Source organism: Pseudomonas sp. PA-4-8C (genome assembly GCF_021606625.1).
GTDB classification, from domain to species: domain Bacteria; phylum Pseudomonadota; class Gammaproteobacteria; order Pseudomonadales; family Pseudomonadaceae; genus Aquipseudomonas; species Aquipseudomonas lactis.
Genome location: NZ_WKCD01000094.1, coordinates 1 through 18806 on the forward strand (window position 1 = coordinate 1; position 18806 = coordinate 18806).

General features: G+C 60.5%; 19 protein-coding genes and 1 pseudogene. 12 read left to right on the top strand and 8 right to left on the bottom strand.

All coding sequences use genetic code 11. The annotated features are described in order from the left end of the window. Positions 1–171: 171 nt before the first annotated feature. The 3 genes from GIW04_RS15815 (at position 172) to GIW04_RS15825 (ending at position 2155) form a co-directional block, all read left to right on the top strand. On the top strand, positions 172–504 hold the full coding sequence (locus tag GIW04_RS15815; protein ID WP_120247699.1) for a ComEA family DNA-binding protein: 333 nt from the start codon (positions 172–174) through the stop codon (positions 502–504). 143 nt (positions 505–647) lie between these two features. Further along, positions 648–1292, top strand: a complete 645-nt coding sequence (locus GIW04_RS15820) for a GntR family transcriptional regulator (protein WP_120247700.1) — start codon at positions 648–650, stop codon at positions 1290–1292. Positions 1293–1306: 14 nt separating this feature from the next. Next, on the top strand, positions 1307–2155 hold the full coding sequence (locus tag GIW04_RS15825; protein WP_120247701.1) for an urea carboxylase-associated family protein: 849 nt from the start codon (positions 1307–1309) through the stop codon (positions 2153–2155). A gap of 8 nt (positions 2156–2163) precedes the next feature. Here GIW04_RS15825 and GIW04_RS15830 read toward each other — a convergent pair whose 3' ends face one another. After that, entirely contained in the window at positions 2164–2331 is a 168-nt protein-coding gene (locus GIW04_RS15830; protein ID WP_003172675.1) for a DUF2897 family protein, read from the bottom strand. Positions 2332–2442: 111 nt separating this feature from the next. Then, a complete protein-coding gene (gene eat, locus GIW04_RS15835) occupies positions 2443–3807 on the bottom strand; it encodes an ethanolamine permease (RefSeq protein WP_106111553.1) in 1365 nt (454 codons plus the stop codon). Positions 3808–4220: 413 nt separating this feature from the next. Here eat and kdpF point away from each other — a divergent pair, with 413 nt between their 5' ends. From kdpF to GIW04_RS15865, 6 genes are all read left to right on the top strand, one after another. Continuing rightward, positions 4221–4310: a K(+)-transporting ATPase subunit F gene (gene kdpF, locus GIW04_RS15840; protein WP_003218754.1), complete on the top strand. Its 90-nt coding sequence runs from the start codon at positions 4221–4223 to the stop codon at positions 4308–4310. Positions 4311–4319: 9 nt separating this feature from the next. Next, positions 4320–6014 (top strand): potassium-transporting ATPase subunit KdpA, encoded by a 1695-nt coding sequence (gene kdpA / locus GIW04_RS15845; RefSeq protein WP_120247702.1) that lies wholly within the window; start codon positions 4320–4322, stop codon positions 6012–6014. Between the two features lie 15 nt (positions 6015–6029). Next, the gene (gene kdpB / locus GIW04_RS15850) at positions 6030–8087 is read left to right on the top strand and encodes a potassium-transporting ATPase subunit KdpB (protein ID WP_003189828.1); all 2058 of its coding nucleotides are present in this window, start codon (positions 6030–6032) and stop codon (positions 8085–8087) included. A 112-nt stretch (positions 8088–8199) separates the two neighbouring features. Further along, positions 8200–8745, top strand: coding sequence for a potassium-transporting ATPase subunit KdpC (gene kdpC / locus GIW04_RS15855; protein ID WP_120247703.1), 546 nt, complete (start codon positions 8200–8202; stop codon positions 8743–8745). Positions 8746–8872: 127 nt separating this feature from the next. Continuing rightward, on the top strand, positions 8873–11515 hold the full coding sequence (locus tag GIW04_RS15860) for a sensor histidine kinase (RefSeq protein ID WP_120247704.1): 2643 nt from the start codon (positions 8873–8875) through the stop codon (positions 11513–11515). Between the two features lie 140 nt (positions 11516–11655). Further along, positions 11656–12345: a response regulator gene (locus GIW04_RS15865; protein ID WP_003189833.1), complete on the top strand. Its 690-nt coding sequence runs from the start codon at positions 11656–11658 to the stop codon at positions 12343–12345. Positions 12346–12459: 114 nt separating this feature from the next. On the opposite strand, the gene GIW04_RS15870 is transcribed toward GIW04_RS15865, so the two are convergent. Next, positions 12460–13497 (bottom strand): patatin-like phospholipase family protein, encoded by a 1038-nt coding sequence (locus tag GIW04_RS15870; RefSeq protein ID WP_003189836.1) that lies wholly within the window; start codon positions 13495–13497, stop codon positions 12460–12462. A gap of 217 nt (positions 13498–13714) precedes the next feature. Between GIW04_RS15870 and GIW04_RS15875 the strand changes: the two genes are divergently transcribed. The 3 genes from GIW04_RS15875 to GIW04_RS15885 all read left to right on the top strand — a co-directional run bounded on the left by GIW04_RS15875 (position 13715) and on the right by GIW04_RS15885 (position 15684). Further along, the gene (locus GIW04_RS15875) at positions 13715–13993 is read left to right on the top strand and encodes a hypothetical protein (protein ID WP_003189839.1); all 279 of its coding nucleotides are present in this window, start codon (positions 13715–13717) and stop codon (positions 13991–13993) included. Positions 13994–14035: 42 nt separating this feature from the next. Continuing rightward, complete coding sequence (locus GIW04_RS15880; protein ID WP_003189841.1) at positions 14036–14797, top strand: CHAD domain-containing protein; 762 nt, start codon at positions 14036–14038, stop codon at positions 14795–14797. Positions 14798–14886: 89 nt separating this feature from the next. Continuing rightward, complete coding sequence (locus GIW04_RS15885) at positions 14887–15684, top strand: acyl-CoA thioesterase (protein ID WP_003189843.1); 798 nt, start codon at positions 14887–14889, stop codon at positions 15682–15684. Between the two features lie 9 nt (positions 15685–15693). Here the strand turns inward: GIW04_RS15885 and GIW04_RS15890 are convergent, their stop codons facing one another. The 5 genes and pseudogenes from GIW04_RS15890 to GIW04_RS15910 form a co-directional block, all read right to left on the bottom strand. After that, complete coding sequence (locus tag GIW04_RS15890) at positions 15694–16056, bottom strand: Mpo1-like protein (protein ID WP_003189844.1); 363 nt, start codon at positions 16054–16056, stop codon at positions 15694–15696. Positions 16057–16173: 117 nt separating this feature from the next. Further along, positions 16174–16563 (bottom strand): hypothetical protein, encoded by a 390-nt coding sequence (locus GIW04_RS15895; RefSeq protein WP_057710894.1) that lies wholly within the window; start codon positions 16561–16563, stop codon positions 16174–16176. Continuing rightward, entirely contained in the window at positions 16563–16904 is a 342-nt protein-coding gene (locus tag GIW04_RS15900) for a polymorphic toxin type 47 domain-containing protein (RefSeq protein ID WP_073844178.1), read from the bottom strand. Before GIW04_RS15900 ends, GIW04_RS15895 begins: the two co-directional genes overlap by 1 nt. A gap of 291 nt (positions 16905–17195) precedes the next feature. Then, on the bottom strand, positions 17196–17606 hold the full coding sequence (locus GIW04_RS15905; protein ID WP_019821405.1) for a DUF6896 domain-containing protein: 411 nt from the start codon (positions 17604–17606) through the stop codon (positions 17196–17198). Beyond that, a pseudogene (locus GIW04_RS15910) lies at positions 17603–18748 on the bottom strand (RHS repeat-associated core domain-containing protein); the annotation flags it as partial. The gene GIW04_RS15905 and the pseudogene GIW04_RS15910, both read right to left, overlap by 4 nt. Between the last annotated feature and the right edge of the window lie 58 nt (positions 18749–18806).

The window sequence follows — 18806 nt, forward strand, 5'->3', positions numbered from 1 at the left end:
ATTTCCAATCTATCTGTCGTTCATTCAGGCGGCAAGTTAGATGCAGTGCCTGTTGCCGCCTCACATTCTGTAACTCACTCACTTTTGACTCTCTCCCAGCATCATCTAATTTTGAAAAGCAGCTTCGGAAAAGCTGCTTTTTTCTCTAACCGATGTCATGGAGCGTCACCAATGCAAAACCTCTACCTCTCATCGCTCATCTTCGCCTTCCTCACCAGCTTCTCCATCGCCACCACCGCTGCGCCGTCCATCAAGCCAGAGCCCCCAACCCCCATCTCCACCCAGATGACCAAGACCGAACAATCTTCCAAGGTCAACCTCAACGCCGCCGACGCCGAAACCCTGCGCCGTGATCTGTTCGGCATTGGTGCTTCCAAGGCGAAGGCAATCATCGCCTATCGCGAGAGCAACGGCCCGTTCACAGCGGTGGATGAGTTACTGGAAGTGAAAGGCATCGGCAAGGCATTGCTGGAAAAGAATCGCGACAGGCTGGTTATTAATTGAGGATCTGAAAACAGCGCGGAGGGCCGGTCATAGACCGGCCTTTCCTTTAACTAACGGACATTGCGATTTCCCCTCGCAGGCAACATTGGCACGAAACGTGGTTACCTCTTCCTCGGTGATTGTTCAACAATCTCGAGGTAACGATGCCACTCACCCTATCTTTAGCCGACCAGATCGCCCTGGAACTACGCGCCGACATCATCGGTGGCCGCTTGTTACCAGGCATGCCGCTGATCGAGGCCGACCTGGTCAAAGCCTACAACGCATCCCGCAATACAATTCGCGAGGCGCTGCATCGTCTGGGCCAGGAGGGTCTTACTCGCTATATCCGCAACAAGGGCGTCATAGTTCGGCGCTTGGAGCGAGCAGAAGTGCGCGACCTCTTCGTCGTCCGCCGCACCCTGGAGTTGCAGGCGATTGCGCAAAGCGGCCCGCTGACGGACGCTCAATCGACACATATGCAAAACGCCATTGACGCCACACACTTGGCCCGGGAGCGCGAAGACTGGCGGGCTGTGGCGACTCACAGCCTGGCGTTTCACCAACAGATCGTCGCGTTGATGGGCAGCCCGTTGTTCGACGAGTTCTTCGCCCAGGTGATTGCCCAGTTGCGCCTGGTGTTCTGTGCCGCGCCTGACGAGCAACGTTTCCAATCACCCTGGCTGGAGCGTGACCATGAGATATACACATTGCTAACCCGCAACCAAACCCAGGCCGCCAGCGAGGCGATGAGTCTGTACCTGGATGACTCGGAACGCCTTTCTCTCGCCTTGTTTGATCGCCCTTGATGGAGGAGTGCCCCATGTACAAAGACTATCCCGCCGCGTACCAGGTCAGCAAAGGTTCGGCGTTGCAGGTGGATACGGCGTTCTATGAGCGTATTCGTGATCAGAAAACCCAGCGCACGTTGATCGAACAGTTCGAGGTGCCGATTCGAACGGGGAGAGCGTGGAAGGTGCCGGCCGGGCATGTGTTCCGTGTGACCACGCCGGTGGGCCCGCAGGTGGGGGATTTTAATGTCTGGAGCGCCAACGACCCACGCGAACGCTTGTGGGCCGCGCGCACTCGGCAGCTGCAAGGCGCCCATGTCAGCACCCATGATCGGTTGTGGTCGAACCTGCCTTTTCTACGGCCCTTGGTCACTATTACCGATGACAGCCTGGCCAGCTACCGCATTGATGAGCACGGTGGACGTTTGCACGATTTGTTGGGCACGCGGTGCGACCCCTATGTGAACCGTATGTTGACCGGGGAGGACTTTCACCACCATTGCCACTCGAACCTGACCCGTGCGGTATTGCCCCATGGACTGACGGAATTCGATGTGCATGACGTGTTGAATATTTTCCAGTGCACCGGGCTCAATCAGGATGACATGTACTTCATGAAAGCCTGTCCGGCGAAGAAGGGCGATTACCTGGAGTTTTTTGCCGAGATTGATTTGCTGTGTGCGTTGTCGACGTGCCCAGGCGGGGATTTGTCGCTACCGATGTGGGGGCCGGATGCGCAGGATCCGCTGACGGTGTGTCGTCCGTTGGGGGTGGAGATCTACCGGTTGGAGGATGAGTTGCTCAATGGCTGGAGCCAGCCGGAACGTGCTGCCTACAAAGGGCAGCACGGCTTGCATATTGCCAAGGCGGATTGGGAGTAACGCAAGATTTAGCGATCCTGCGCATCCTTGGCATCTGCCTGCGCATTGCGCTCGGCTACGCGTTTACGTTGTTCGTCGGTGAGTTCCACCTTGTTGGCGCTGTCACGCAGCATCATCAGGCCACCGACGATCGACCCGATCGCTACTACCATAATCAACCATGCATACCACGGCATAAGACGCTCCTTGAGGCAGAGGTTCGTGGGAGAATTTTCCCACGGTAATCACTGCTTTGAGTGACGGGCTTTCTGAGTAGTTCAGTGTAGGCCCGTTCTGCCTCATAGGCGCTACTGTCCGGTCAACATTGCATCCGCCGGCGCATCGATGCGGTCTTGTGCGGTCATCTGGAAGTAGATAAAGCCCACCGCCATAAAGCCCAGGAAGATCAGCCCGATCAAGGCATTGAACCAGGCCATCGCCACCAGGCATACCACCGCTAGCGCCAGCGCAATACCCGGCACGATGGGGTAGCCCGGCGCGCGGAAGGTGCGTTCCAGTAGTGGCTCGGTCTTACGCAGTTTGAACAGGCTGAGCATGCTCATGATGTACATGACGATGGCACCGAACACCGCCATGGTGATCATCGCGGCGGTCAGGGTCATGCCGCCCAGGTTGATCAGGCCGTCGCTGTAGATGGCGGCGATGCCCACCACGCCGCCGGCGAGGATGGCCCGGTGCGGCGTCTGGAAGCGTGAAAGTTTGGCCAGGAAGGAGGGGAGGTAACCGGCGCGGGCCAGGGCGAAGAACTGGCGCGAGTAGCCGAGAATGATGCCGTGGAAGCTTGCCACCAAGCCGAACAGGCCAATCCACACCAGCATGTGCAGCCAGCCGGAGCTGTCGCCCACCACGGTTTTCATCGCCTGGGGCAGTGGGTCGTTGATGTTCGACAAGGTGCGCCAGTCGCCTACGCCGCCAGCGAAGAACATCACGCCCATGGCCAGGATCACCAGGGTCAGGATGCCGCTGATGTAGGCTTTTGGAATCGTGCGTTTGGGGTCCTTGGCTTCTTCGGCGGCCATGGCCGCGCCTTCGATGGCGAGGAAGAACCAGATGGCGAAGGGGATGGCGGCAAACATCCCGGCAATCGCCGGGGCACCGAAGGTGTCGGAACCGGCCCAACCATTGAGGGCAAAATTGCTGAAGCTGAACGCCGGGGCGACTACGCCCATAAATACCAGTAGTTCGGCGACGGCGAGTACGCACACCACCAGTTCAAAGGTAGCGGCCAGTTTGACGCCGAGGATGTTCAGGCCCATGAACACGATATAGGCGCCGACAGCGGCATGCTTGGGGTCGAGTGCCGGGAATTGCACGTTCAGGTACGCACCAATGGCCAGGGCAATCGCGGGCGGGGCGAAGACGAATTCGATCAAGGTGGCCAGGCCTGCAATCAAGCCACCTTTCTCACCAAAGGCGCGACGGCTGTAGGCAAAGGGGCCTCCGGCGTGGGGAATCGCAGTGGTCAGTTCGGTGAAGCTGAAGATAAAGCAGGTGTACATCGCGGCGACCATCAATGAGGTCACCAGAAAGCCCAAGGTCCCGGCGACGCCCCAGCCATAGCTCCAGCCGAAATACTCGCCGGAGATCACCAGCCCGACGGCGATGCCCCATAGGTGCAGGGTGCCCAAGGTGGGTTTGAGTTGTGTGTTCATTGTGCTGCGCTCCCTGAACCGTTTGGAATAATTCAAGGTGTTGCAGTGGCTATGCCAAGCCTCAGAACTATGTCGTAAAGCAGTGCCTATGTCGCCGGGGGGACGGTTTGGCGTTTGAATGTGGCATGAGTTGCACCACATAAGTGCGGTGGTGACTTGGCGCGCGCTTTCGCGGGCAAGCCCGCTCCCACACTTGACCGAGTGTTAACTGAAAGAACGCAGTCGAATGTGGGAGCCGGGCTTGCCCGCGAAGAGGCCCTCCCAGCCACGGCAAACCCCGCTGTAAACCCCGCATAAACCCACTCTTTACGCCATCTTTACGCCCCACCCTGCGCCTCGCTCTCGTTCCTTTACACCGCTCCTGCGGACAATGCCCCCACACGCGGCAATCGCCGCAAGACGGGGAAATTTCCATGAGCGTTCTGGACGGAGTGTCACTGCTATTGGCCGTGGCGCTGTTCATTTATCTGCTGGTTGCGCTGTTACGCGCGGATCGGAACTAGGAGCGGGCTATGCACAGTTATGACTATTGGCTGATCATCGCCTTCTTTGCGGTGGTACTGGTGCCGGCACCCTTTTTGGGGCGGTTCTACTACAAGGTGATGGAAGGCCAGCGCACCTGGCTCACGCGTGTATTGGGGCCTGTCGAAAAGGCCTGTTATCGCCTCTCGGGCGTGGATGCGCAGCAGGAACAGAGCTGGCAGAAATACATGCTGGCCTTGCTCGCATTCAACCTTGCGGGCTTCTTGCTGTTGTTCTCGATCCTGTTATTCCAGGGCTCCCTGCCACTGAACCCACAGAAATTGCCCGGCCAGGAATGGACTCTGGCGTTCAACACCGCCGTCAGTTTCATGACCAATACCAACTGGCAGAACTACAGCGGTGAGGCGTCTCTCAGCTACCTGAGCCAGATGGCCGGCCTGACCGTGCAGAACTTCGTCAGTGCAGCGACCGGTCTCGCCGTCCTGGTCGCCCTGTGCCGTGGGATAGGGCGCAAATCTGCCCAGACCCTGGGCAACTTCTGGGTCGACATGACCCGCGCCACCCTCTACGGCCTGCTGCCGTTGTGCCTGGTGCTCGCGCTGTTTTTGGTATGGCAGGGCGTGCCGCAAACCTTCGCCCACTATGTGGATGCCGTCACCCTGCAGGGCGTGGACCAGGTGATTCCCCTGGGGCCGGCCGCCAGCCAGATTGCGATCAAGCAACTGGGCACCAACGGCGGTGGCTTCTTCGGTGTGAACTCGGCGCATCCGTTCGAAGACCCGACGGCCTGGGCCAACCTGTTTGAAGTGGCCTCGATCATTCTGATCCCGGTGGCGTTGGTGTTTACCTTCGGCCATTACGTCAAGGACCTGCGCCAGAGCCGGGCGATCCTCGCGTGCATGCTGGCGCTGTTCCTGATCGGCGGCGCGACGTCGCTGTGGTCCGAATACCAGCCCAACCCAACCTTGAACAACCCGGCGGTGGAGCAAACCGCACCGCTGGAAGGCAAGGAAACACGCTTCGGCACCACCGGCACCGTGCTGTGGTCGGTGACCACCACCGCGGCGTCCAACGGTTCGGTCAACGGTATGCAGGACAGCCTCAGCCCGCTGAGCGGGATGGTGGCATTGGTCAACATGATGGTCGGCGAAGTGATCTTCGGCGGTGTCGGTGCCGGTATGTACGGCATGTTGCTTAACGTGTTGATCGCGGTGTTCCTCGCCGGCCTGATGATCGGCCGCACCCCGGAATACCTGGGCAAGAAACTCCAGGCCAAGGAGGTGCAATTGCTGGTGGTGACCCTGCTGGTGATGCCGGTCGGCGTATTGGTGTTGAGTGCCATCGCCGCTAGCTTGCCCGGCCCGGCAGCTGCCATCAGCAACCCCGGACCCCATGGCTTCAGCCAGTTGCTCTACGCCTACACCTCGGCCAGTGCCAACAACGGTTCGGCGTTTGCCGGCCTCGGCGCCAACACCCCGTTCCATAACCTGATGCTGGGCCTGGGCATGTTGATCGGCCGCTTCGGCTACATCCTCCCGGTACTGGCCCTGGCCGGCAGCCTGGCGATGAAGAAGGCCGCACCGATTGGCCAGAACAGTTTCCCCACCCATGGCGCGCTGTTCGTGACCCTGTTGACCGTGACCATTTTGCTGGTGGGCGGCCTGACCTTCCTGCCGACACTGGCGTTGGGCCCCATCGCTGAACACTTGAGCATGGGCTTCTAGTTAAGGGATATGAAAATGAATATGCCTGCAAAAAACGCGGCCCCGGTCAAAACCCAGGAGCCTGCCAAAACCGCAATCTCTGCGCTGTGGCGCCCAGCGCTGGTTCAGGCGTTCGTCAAGCTGGACCCTCGCCAACTGCAACGCTCGCCGGTGATGCTGGTGGTCGAACTGACCGCCATCCTCACCACCGTGCTGTGCTTTGTGCCCGATACCACCGTTCCAACGTTTGTCGCCGTGCAAATAGCCGTGTGGCTGTGGTTCACCGTGCTGTTTGCCAACTTCGCCGAAGCCTTGGCCGAGGGGCGTGGCAAGGCCCGTGCCGATAGCCTCAAGGCCGGCAGCGAAGGCTTGAGCGCGCGTCGCCAGGAGGCTGACGGCAGCTTCAAAATGATACCGGCCACCAGCCTGCGCAAGGGCGATGTGGTACGTGTTGCCGCCGGGGAAATGATCCCCGGTGACGGCGAGGTCGTCGAAGGGATTGCGGCGGTCAACGAAGCGGCGATTACCGGCGAATCCGCCCCGGTGATCCGCGAGTCTGGCGGCGACCGTTCGGCCGTCACCGGCAACACGCGGCTGGTGTCGGACTGGCTGCTCATCCGCATCACCGCCAACCCGGGCGAGTCCACCCTGGACCGCATGATCGCGCTGGTGGAAGGCGCCAAACGCCAGAAAACCCCCAACGAAGTCGCGCTGGATATCCTGCTGATCGGCCTGACCCTGATCTTCCTGCTGGTGGTGGTGACCTTGCAGCCGTTCGCCCACTTCGCTAATGGCAGCTTGCCTTTGGTGTTCCTGGTCGCACTGCTGGTGACGCTGATTCCTACCACCATTGGTGGCTTGTTGTCGGCCATTGGCATTGCCGGCATGGACCGCCTGGTGCGTCTCAACGTGATCGCCAAGTCTGGCCGCGCGGTAGAAGCGGCGGGGGATGTGCACGTGCTGTTGCTGGACAAGACCGGCACCATCACCTTCGGCAACCGTCGTTGCTCGGCCGTGGTCGCGGCGCCTGGCGTCAGCGGCCGCGAGTTGGCCGAAGGCGCGCTGCTGGCGTCCCTGGCCGATGACACGGCGGAAGGCAAGTCCATCGTTGAATACCTGCGCGCCTTGCACCCGCAGGCCGAGCCAAGCCTGGAGGCGTTGACCGCCGTGCCCTTCAGCGCCGAGACCCGTTTGTCCGGTGTCGACTACCAGGGCCGTGTGTTCCGTAAAGGCGCGGTGGATTCGCTGCTGGCGTTTATCGGCCAGCAACGCAGCGACCTGTTGCCGGCGCTGTCGCGGGAAATCGACAAGATCGCCCAAAGCGGCGGCACGCCCTTGCTGGTGTGCGCCGATGGCAAGTTGCTGGGGGCGATCCATCTCAAGGACGTGGTCAAGCCCGGTATTCGCGAGCGTTTTGCCGAGCTGCGCAAGCTGGGGATTCGCACCGTGATGGTCACCGGCGACAACCCGCTGACCGCCGCCGCGATTGCTGCTGAAGCGGGGGTGGACGACGTGCTGGCCGAGGCCACGCCAGAGAAGAAACTCGCGCGTATTCGCCATGAGCAGAACGATGGTCGCCTGGTCGCCATGTGTGGCGACGGCGCCAACGACGCCCCGGCGCTGGCCCAGGCTGACGTTGGTATGGCGATGAACGACGGCACCCAGGCCGCGCGCGAGGCCGCCAACATGGTCGACCTCGACAGCGACCCGACCAAGCTGCTGGACGTGGTGCAGATCGGCAAGGAACTGCTGGTGACCCGTGGCGCGCTGACGACCTTTTCCATCGCCAACGACGTGGCCAAGTACTTCGCAATCCTGCCGGCGCTATTCGCCTCGATCTACCCGCAACTGGGCGTGCTCAACATCATGCACTTGCAGAGCCCGCAGAGCGCGATCCTCTCGGCCATCGTGTTCAACGCGCTGATTATTGTGGTGCTGATTCCGCTGGCCCTGCGCGGCGTGCGCGTACAGGCGGCGAGTGCGGCGGCATTGCTGCGGCGCAATCTGCTGATCTACGGGCTGGGCGGGCTGTTGGTGCCGTTCGTGGGCATCAAGGCCATCGACATGCTGCTGACCGCGCTGCACCTGGTTTGACCTGTCCGCTGATCGTTCCCACGCTCTGCTGATCGTTCCCACGCTCTGCGTGGGAACGCCGCCGCCCCGGACGCTCCGCGTCCCACCGCACCACTGAATTGAGGAGTCTGAAATGTCCAACATTATCCGCCCAGCCCTGAGCCTGCTGGTACTCATGACCCTGATCACCGGCGTGGCCTACCCGTTGGTAGTCACTGGCGTGGCGCAAGTGGCCTTCCCCGACCAAGCCAACGGCAGCCTGGTGCGCGACGCCAGCGGCAAGGTGCGCGGCTCCAGCCTGATCGCCCAGGACTTTACCGGTGACCGCTGGTTTCACCCACGCCCGTCAGCCGGTGCTTTTGCCACAGTGTCCAGCAGTGCCAGTAACCTGGGCCCCAGCAATCCGGCCTTGGCCACTCGCATCGTCGAGGAGGCCAGCAAGCAGTTGGTGCCGGGCCAGGGCCCGGTGCCACTGGCCTCGCTGACCACCTCCGGCAGTGGCCTTGATCCACACTTGCCTCCGCAGGCGATTGCCTATCAACTGGCGCGAGTGGCGGCGGCGCGAAATGTGCCGGTGTCGACCTTGCAGCGGTTGCTGGATGAGCACATCCAAAGCCCGCTGGTAGGCCCGCCCGTAGTAAACGTCCTGGCCCTCAACATGGCTTTGGAAACGTTGTAAGCCAAGCGATCGCCATCGCGGGCAAGCCCGGCTCCCACATTTGGAATGCATTCCACTGTGGGAGCCGGGCTTGCCCGCGATGGCGGCCTTGAAGACTCTCCATAAATACCTGAAGGAACCCCCGAGCATGAGCGACTCCGGCCGCGCCGATGCCCTGTTAGCCGATCTGCCCCGGGACGGCCGTGGCCGGCTCAAAGTCTTCCTCGGCGCCGCGCCCGGTGTGGGTAAGACCTACGCCATGCTCCAGGCGGCCCATACCCAACTGCGCCAGGGCGTACGCCTGATCGCCGGGGTGGTCGAAACCCATGGCCGCGCCGAGACCGAGGCCTTGCTCAGCGGCCTGCCGCAACAACCGCTGTTGCGCAGCGAATACCGTGGCGTAATGCTCGAAGAAATGGACCTCGACGGCCTGCTCGCCGCCAAGCCAAAGCTGGTGCTGGTGGACGAACTGGCTCACAGCAACGCCCCCGGCAGCCGCCATGAAAAACGCTGGCAAGACATCCAGGAACTGCTCGCCGCCGGCATCAACGTGTTCACCACGGTCAACGTCCAGCATCTGGAAAGCCTCAACGACCAGGTGCGTGGCATCACCGGTGTGCAAGTGCGTGAAACGCTGCCGGACTGGGTGCTGCAAGAGGCCGATGAACTGCTGCTGATCGACCTGCCGTCCCGCGAGTTACTTGAGCGCCTGCGTGACGGCAAGGTGTATGTGCCAGAACAGGCGCGTGCGGCCATTGATGCATTTTTCACCCAGACCAACCTCATGGCCCTGCGCGAGCTGGCCATGCAAACCGCCGCCGCCCACGTCGACGACGACCTGGCCCAGGGCTACCGCCAACTCGGCCAGGCCGCGCCGGCGGTGCGCGGGCGTTTGCTGGTCGGCGTGGATGGCGATGCCCAAGCCGAACGCCTGGTGCGCCATGCCAGCCGTGTGGCCCAGCGTCGGCATTTGCCCTGGAGCCTGGTGCACATCGACAACGGCCGTGCGCGGGATGAGCAATCGCGCCTGCGCCTGCAAAACGCCCAGCAACTGGCGGAGCGGCTGGGCGGCGAAGTGGTGTTGCTGCGCGCCGGGGAAGTGGCCAAGACCCTGATCCAGCACGCCGCCGAACGCCGTGCCAGTTTAGTGCTGGTGGGGCAGTCACGGATGCGCTGGCGGCGGCGCCTGTTCGGTGGCGGCTTAGCGGCACGCCTGTTGCGCAATGCACGCGGCTTGGAAATCAACGTCCTCGACAGCGATGACATGCCCGCACCGCCACGTCTGCCCGATGTGCGCGGTTTGGTGTGGTTCGATTACGCCTTGGCGGTGGTGGCGACCCTCGCCGCTGCCGCAGTGGCCTGGGCCGTGTCCAGTGCGTTGGCGCTGCCGAACATCTCGTTGGTGTTTCTCGCCGCCGTGCTGTTGGTGGCGGTGCGCAGCAGCCTGGGGCCGTCCCTGGTGTGTGCAGCACTGTCGTTTTTGACTTACGATTTTCTGTTTATCCCACCGAATTTTTCCTTCGCCATCCAGCGCGAAGAAGACGTGCTGACCCTGTTGTTCTTTCTGTTGATGGCGGCGTTGACCGGCAACCTCGCCGCACGCCAGCGCCGCCAGTTGCAGGCGTTGCGCGACACCCAGGAAGAAACCAGCGAACTGCTCGACCTGTCGCGCAAGCTCACCGCTGCCACCGACCGCCAGGCTGTTATCAGCGCCGCCGCCCACCATCTGCAAGGTTGGAACGACCTTGACCTGTGCCTGGTCAATCGCGACGGTCAGGGCGGCTGGAAGGTCGAGACCGGTGGCCCGTTGACCCTCACCGAAGCCGAACGCGCTGCCGCCGATTGGGCCTGGCAGCATGATCAGCCGGCCGGCATGGGCACCGGCACCTTGCCGTTTGGGCGCTGGTGGTGGTGGCCGCTGTCGGGTGAAGAGGGGCCCTTGGGTTTGCTGGGTGTCAGTGCCAAGCCTGGTTTGGAATTGAGCGGGCAACGTCGACGTTTACTCACCGCGTTGAGCCAACCGCTGGCCCAGGCGCTGGCGCGGGCACAACTGGGGCAGGAGTTGGAATCGGCGCGCCTGCACGGCGAAACCGAACAACTGCGCAGCGCTTTGCTCGCCTCGGTGTCCCACGACTTGCGCACGCCGTTGACGTCCATGCGCGGCAGCATCGACAGCCTGCTGGCCCTCGGTGAAGCCATCCCGCTGGAGGATCGCCGCGAACTGCTCGAAGGCACTCGCGATGAAGCCGAGCGCCTCGACCGCTATATCCAGAACCTGCTGGACATGACCCGCCTTGGCCACGGTGCGCTGAAACTGGCACGCGACTGGGTGTCGCCCGGCGACATCGTCGGCAGTGCCCTTGGGCGATTGCGCGCTGTGCTGGCGCCGTTGCAGGTGAGCACCGATGTGCCGCCGGAACTGCCTTTGTTGTATGTGCATGCGGCGTTGATCGAGCAGGCCTTGGTCAACGTGCTGGAAAACGCCGCACGGTTTTCGCCGCCCCAGGGCCGCTTGCAGTTGCGCGCTGGCGTGCAGGATGAGCAGCTGTTTTTTGCCGTGGCGGATGAAGGGCCGGGGATTCCCGAGGAAGAGCGTGCGAAGATCTTCGACATGTTCTACACCGCTGCCCGCGGTGATCGGGGCGGGCAGGGCACCGGCCTTGGCCTGGCGATCTGCCAGGGCATGGTCGGCGCACACGGTGGGCATATCAGCGTGGCCGATGGCATTGATGGCTGGGGGACTTGCATCACCTTGTTTCTGCCATTGCCGACACAACCTGCCCTGGAATAAACCTTGTAGGAGCGAGCTTGCTCGCGAAGGTCGTTAACGATAATGATGGCGCCCTGAATGCACGCGGTGCCTAGAAGTTTTTCGCGAGCAAGCTCGCTCCTACAGAGGGGTGATTTTTTAATGGGTTTTGATGAGACACCATGAGCCAGACCGCGACGATTCTTGTCATTGATGACGAACCCCAGATCCGCAAATTCCTGCGCATCAGCCTGGCCTCCCAGGGCTATAAGGTGATCGAGGCCGGCACCGGCAACGAAGGCCTGGCCCAAGCGGCCTTGAGCAAACCGGATCTGCTGGTACTCGACCTGGGCCTGCCCGACATGGACGGCCAGCAGGTGCTGCGCGAGTTTCGCGAGTGGTCGAGCGTGCCGGTGCTGGTGCTGTCGGTGCGGGCCAGCGAAGGTCAGAAGGTCGAGGCCCTCGACGGTGGCGCCAATGACTACGTGACCAAGCCGTTCGGTATCCAGGAGTTTCTCGCCCGTGTACGCGCGCTGTTGCGCCAGGCACCGGCCGGAGAAGCCCAGGAAGCCGCCCTGAGTTTTGGCCCGTTGACCGTAGACCTGGCCTATCGCCGCGTTCTGCTGGACGGTGCCGAGGTGGCGCTGACCCGCAAGGAGTACGCAGTGCTGGCGCAACTGGCCCGGCATCCGGGGCGGGTGATTACCCAGCAGCAATTGCTCAAGGACATCTGGGGCCCGACCCACACCGAGGACAGCCATTATCTGCGTATCGTGGTGGGGCACCTGCGCCAGAAGCTGGCGGATGACCCCACCCAGCCGCGGTTTATCGTGACGGAGGCGGGGGTGGGGTATCGGTTGCTAGGTGCCTGAACCTTTGGTGCCTGCGCTGGCGCCATCGCAGGCAAGCCAGCTCCCACAGTTGGCATTCATTCCCTGTGGGAGCCGGGCTTGCCCGCGATGAGGCCATCAGCAACACCTCCACGCTCAACTCTGCTCACTCTCATACCGATCCAACGTATCACTGGCAATCTCCCGCCCCAAAGCAATCAACTCCGGCGCTTTGTAGAACTCGAAAAACCGGCACACCCGCTTCGGCACGTTGATCAGCACATCCGGTGGGTACCCAGCGATCTTGTATTGCGCCAATGAGGTTTGCATCACCTCGAAACTCTGGTTGATAAGGTCCAGCAGCGATGCAGGCCCGACGTTGTCGATGATGAACGAGCCGGTCGCCGACTTCGGTGCGCCGGCTTTCTCCGGCGCCGCGGCAGGTTGTTGGGCTTCGGGTTCGGCAGACTCCAGCCACGGGTTGATTTCGGCGGCCTGGGCCTGCAAGGCTTCTTGTTCCAGTTTCATCAACTGCTCCGCCTGCTTGCGGCGAAACGGCAGGTGCGAGCCCAGTGACTTGGCCAGGCTGTTGAAGCGGCTCTTGAACGCTGGCGGGCGCTGGATCACCGGCAATTGATAGTGCTTCTGGTTGGTGGCGTTGAGGTTGACCGCAATGATCAAGTCACAATGGCTCGACACCACCGGCACGATGGGCAGCGGGTTGAGCAGGCCGCCGTCCACCAGCATGCGGTTGCCTTGCATCACCGGGGTGAACAGGCTGGGGATCGCCGCCGAGGCGCGCATGGCCTGGTGCAGGCAGCCTTCCTGGAACCAGATCTCCTGTTGGTTGGTGAGGTCGGTGGCGACGGCGGTGTAGGGGATGCGCAACTCCTCGATATTGATGTCGCCGACAATCTTGCGGATTTGCCCGAACACCTTTTCACCACGAATCGCCCCCAGACGAAAGCTCACGTCCACCAGACGCAATACGTCAAGGTAGTCCAGGCTTTCGATCCAGTTGCGGTACTCGTCGAGCTTGCCGGCAGCGTAGATCCCACCCACCACGGCGCCCATGGAACAGCCGGCGATACAGGCGATGTCATAGCCGCGTCGTTCGATTTCCTCGATCACCCCGATATGGGCGTAGCCCCTGGCACCACCGGAGCCCAGCACTAAGGCAACACGTTTCTTCATGGCCAGATCCTTCGCAAAACAGGGGCCCACAATGCACCCATCAAGGGGCCTGCTTCAATCCTTGCTGACAGCGCGCAATATTTTTCCAGGCTGGCGATCAGGCTCGGGTATGCTCTGGCAATAGGTACTACTGATTTCAGGCTAAGGACAAGGCACTTTTCCCTGTAGGCAACGTCTACAGGCTACGACTGAATTTGTATATTTTGAGGTGTCATCAATGAAAGCCTGGATCTGTGTGCCTGTGATCGTGTTGGCCTTGGCTGGCTGTGCCGGGAAAACCGCGTATCGCGACAGCTGTGGCTCGCAATTGGACGCCGCCTGGAAAGAACTGGACCTGGCCAAGGCCGAAGGTTTTGCCGGCACTGTCAGTTACTCCAAGGCGTTGTCGCTGTTGACTGGCGCCAAGACTCAGCAGCAATTCGAAGCGTTCGAGGGTTGCTCCAACAAGGCCGAGAAAGCGCGGTTCTACATTCGTGAGTCTCGCGCCGGGCGATGACCCAGCGGCGGGCAGGATTTTTTATCGGAAAGTGAGGGCAGGATGTCAGCGTTGGTCAATCAGTTAGTCGCTCAGGTCATTGGCCTGGAAGTAGGGTTACTGAGCTGCCAGGCTCGCCTCGCCGCCGTCACTGACGATGAAGCCTTGCATGATTTGCGCACCACGGTGCGCCGCCTGCGCAGCCTGTTGCGCCCTTTGCGCGGGCTGCCTGGTGTCGAACAGCTTGAATTGGCCGCCAGCACGGTTGGCCAACTGACTACGCCGCTACGCGACCGAGAGGTGCTGGCGGCGTATTTGCATCAGCACGGGCATCACGAGGCAGCTGATCGGCGCCTGCGTCTGCAGCCCGAGGCTTACCGCCAAGTGGCGCAAAGCCCGGAACTGGCGCACTTGCTGCTGATCCTGGATGCATTCCCGCGGTTTATCCGCGCGTCCCAGCACCAGAAACTGCTCAAGGGCTTGCGCCCGCGTATCCAGAAGCGCTTGGCCAAGCAATGGCAGAGACTCGATGAGGCCCTGAAGAATCCCGATCATGATCGCCACCGGCTGCGGTTGCTGATCAAGCGTGTGCGCTACGCCGCCGAGGCGTATCCGGAGCTGGACAAATTACCCGCTAATGCTCTGTCGCATTTGAAAAAAGCCCAGAGCGCTCTGGGTGATTGGCATGACTGTTGGCAATGGCTGGCCCAGGCCGGTCACGAGCCAGACCTGCAACCCTGTGTCGCGGTGTGGCAGCGCACCATGCTCAAGGCGCAAGGCAAGGCCGACCGCGTGCTGGACACACTCAGCGCCGAGTGTTTTTAAACCGGTCCGGTTTTTGGCCGGAATAGGCGCTGTGCCTGCCGAATTGGATGGTTAAGATTCCTCCACGATTTTCTTGATGTGAGGTCGCCATGCGCTTTAGTGATTTGCTCGATGCTGCCCGTAGCAATCCGCTGGATGTCACCATTCCTGCCGAATGGGCCCAGGGCCGGGCTACCTTTGGTGGCCTGGTCGCCGCCTTGCAATACGAGGCGCTGCGCGCTCAGGTGCCGGCGGATCGACCGCTGCGCTCCCTGGCCATCACCTTTGTCGGCCCGGTAGCGCCGGATGTACCTGCCAGCTATCAAGTCGAAGTGCTGCGCGAAGGCAAGGCGGTCAGCCAGCTGCTGGGGCGCGTGGTGCAGAACGGTGAAGTGGCGACCCTGGTCCAGGCCAGTTTTGGCGCCTCTCGCCCCTCCGAAATTGACGTGGCAAGTGAGCCGCCACCGGTCTTCAAACATTGGGATGAGTGCCAGGAACTGCCCTACATCAAGGGCGTTACCCCCGAATTCATGCGCCATCTGGCGATGCGTTGGAGTGTGGGTGGCCTGCCGTTTACCGGCAATAAATCCCGCGACATGGGCGGTTGGGTACGGTTGCGAGGGGATGTAAAAGAAGAGCCACTGACCGAGGCGCACATCCTCGCCCTGGTCGACGCCTGGCCACCGGCGTTGCTGCCGCACCTGAAAAAGCCCGCGCCGGGCAGCACCCTGACCTGGACCATCGAGTTCATCCAGCCCCTGCAGGATCTGACCACCCTCGACTGGTGCCAGTACCACGTCAACATCGAACACGCCCGCGACGGCTACGGCCACGCTGCCGCTGCCTTGTGGAGCCCGACCGGCGAGTTGATCGCCCTCAGCCGTCAGACTGTGGTGGTGTTCGCCTGAACCTGCCGGTCAGTGGTGGTGCCGCTGCCGCCAGGCGCGCCACCAGCCACCGCTGAGCACAAAGCGCGGGAAAGTCACGAACTGCTCGACCACCAGGCGCTGCACCGCATCTTTACGATCGCTGAACGGCTCACTGGCCTGAGCCTCCAGGCTATGGCCATGACGCTGCAACGCCAGGCCCGCGACAATGCCAATCACGCCGACCGCGAAACTGGCCAGGCTCAGGCTGAACACGCCCGACACGATCAACAGGAAACCAACGATAAACAGCGGCACGGCAATCAGGTGCAACGCCAGGTTGGTCGGGTGCTGATGGTTCTGTGGGTACTGACGCCATTGCCAGGCGGGGAGATTGGGGTGACGTTTGCCCATGGTGGTGAATCCTCTGTCCGTTGAAACAACTTGAACAGAGTTTAGGTTGAGGTGGGCGAGGTGGCGAATTGGGGCTGGCTATGGACCTCATAGTCTGCAATTTAGGCGGAGTGGCGCTCATGCCCAAATGACACAGTCATGATCGTCCATGTGTACTAAGAACGTCAGCTCGTTATCGGTTATCCAAAACGGATATCCGGTGGTTTCGCCTAACACAGAGGCGAGCACTCGAGCGTTTTCCATTCTCCAGGCGCTGTACGCTGAATCTAATACCAGCAGAACCAGGCCATTCCCGCTAATGCGATGCGGCACCTCCTTCCAAAAGTCAGGGTTGTGTTCGGTGCTTTTCTCGTTCAGTTCGACGGGATCAAGCACATTGCTTTGCGCTTTGAAGAATTTTCTCGTCAGAGAGCTTATCAACAAGTTGAGTTCGCTCGAATCAAGCTTTCCAGCGTCGAGGTTCAGCGCATTAAAGGCTTCGTCTATTTCGTCTTCCAGATAACTCATCAGGGGACACCTATTCTGGACCGGCTGACAGGAACCAGTTGGAGCAGTATATGGCCTCTTTTGGCTCCTCCGTCGCCTCTCTTTCCAGGTGTTTGATAGCCAATATGAGGTGATTTCGGGCCTTCTTTACTTGGCACAAGCATAGGATCGTCAATATTCACTTCCGCTCCTCTATTGGGACCGGTTTGTACTCGCCATTCTGTTGGAAATGATTTGCCATATTGGTCTTTGCCCCATTTCGATACGCTGTATTCGGACCTGGGTATACCCGTTCTGCGAAAAGCCTCATCCAAACCATCGGTGGGAAAGAGTAGCGCCGTGGGTGTGAATGTGGGAAGGATTCCAGTCTGTTAAGCGCAGATCCCCTGTGGGAGCGGGCTTGCCCGCGAAGGCGGTGTGTCAGTCACTGCCTCTGTTACTGCACTACCGCTTTCGCAGGCAAGCCAGCTCCCACTTTTGATCTTCGTTGCTTTGAGTATTGCGTTCGCTTGACTGATCGGCACCAAGGCTTACCTCCGATGTTGTTGGGTCAGTTTGCACATGCATTGGCTGGTTCACAGTTATCGAGGTCAAGTCCCATCCCATATTCGATATTCAGAGTGTCTAGGGTAAGGAGATTTACCTGAACGGCATCAAGACTGTATGAAGTACAAATTAGATGTGGACCCTTCGATTTTCTTGGCTTTGCCCTTTTTTAGGTACGCATTGAACTCACGTTCCAAGGCTTGTTTATCTGTATATTTTTTGTACTTGCAGGGTGTTTCGCATGCGTACATATACAGCCTCCACGAGTCGAAACCGTCGACCCTATCGTCCGGGCCGTAATCAAAGTCGACACATATTTCAGATAAGTAAACACTGCAACCAATACCGTGCAGCTCGTAGGTGACATTTGCAGCGACCGTCCCACGCTGCGGGATTTTTTTGGATCGCCACAGACCAATGATATTTTTGGTTCCAAACACTTGCTCAAGTAAGTCGGTAGCCTTTTTTACTTGCTCCAAGTATTCTGTGATCAAATGTTCTAGCGTCTGAGCTCTCATCGTCTAGGCCTTTCCAGTCTATCCAGTCCTACTGCATTTGAAGCGTCTATTACGTCCTGGGTGCTGTTGAACGAGCTGTTATGGTCACCTATATTCTGGATTAGTTTTATGGTGACTGGCGTCTTTGTTTGTCTTGCAGCGGCAGCTCGGTGGTGCCCATCAACAATATAGCGTTGCTCGTTATACTCAAAAACGTCTATTGGCGTATTTTTATCGTATCCGTCGTTTCGCATACTGCGAGCAATTTCTTCCACACGCTTGGTTGACCGCTTCCCTTCAATGCTGTGTGTTCTATTTAAGAAGGTTGCGTCTACTCCGTGAACAAGAGGAGCTGAAGGCTGTCCATCATCCACGCTCGATTTGTAGGATGGATCGTCAGCACTCGTTTGCTTTTTACACCCATCATCGCCTGGGCATGAATTCAAGCCTAGCGGGTCTACCCACCCTGTCGGATTGGGCACGTACTGGTAGCCATTGATCCCACCCGCCAACTTCACCGGGTCCGGCGTCAGATAGCGACCAATATCCGGATTGTAGTAGCGATGGCGGTTGTAGTGCAGTCCGCTTTCCGCATCGAAATACTGCCCTTGAAACCGCAGTGGGTTGTCGATGTTGCCTACGTCGAGCCGGGCGATCTGGCCGTAGGCGCGGTAGTGAGCGGACCAGACGATTTCGCCCTCGCGGCTGGTCAGTTCCTGCGGGGTGCCGAGGTGGTCGAGTTGGTAGTGGTAGGGCTTGGTTTCTTTTGGGCCGAAACCGTCCAACAGGGCCAAGGGGCGGAAGCTGTCGGGTTCGTAGAGGTAGCTGCGATGACGCTCTGCATGGTGTTCGGCTATCAGCTTGTCGCCTTGCCAGAAAAATTCGGTGGTCTTGCCGTCCACGGTCTTGCTGATACGCCGTCCAAATGGGTCATAGCGATAGCTGGCGGTTTGGCCGTTGGGCGTTGTAACCCCGACCAACCGATGCTGGCAGTCGTAGCGGTACTCAGTAACGAGTTGCTGGCTTTTGCCGCGTCGTTCGCGGATGAGGTTGCCGAAGGCGTCGTAGTCGTAGTGGCGGGTGCCCTGGGTCATCAGGCGGGTGGGCGGGGCGATGGGCGGGGCGGGGGGGGGTTGCATCAGCCGGGTGCCGGCCGGGGGGTGGGGGGGGGGGTCCTGGCGCGGCTTGGGGGGGGCTCTTTATCACAATTGAGGGGGCGCG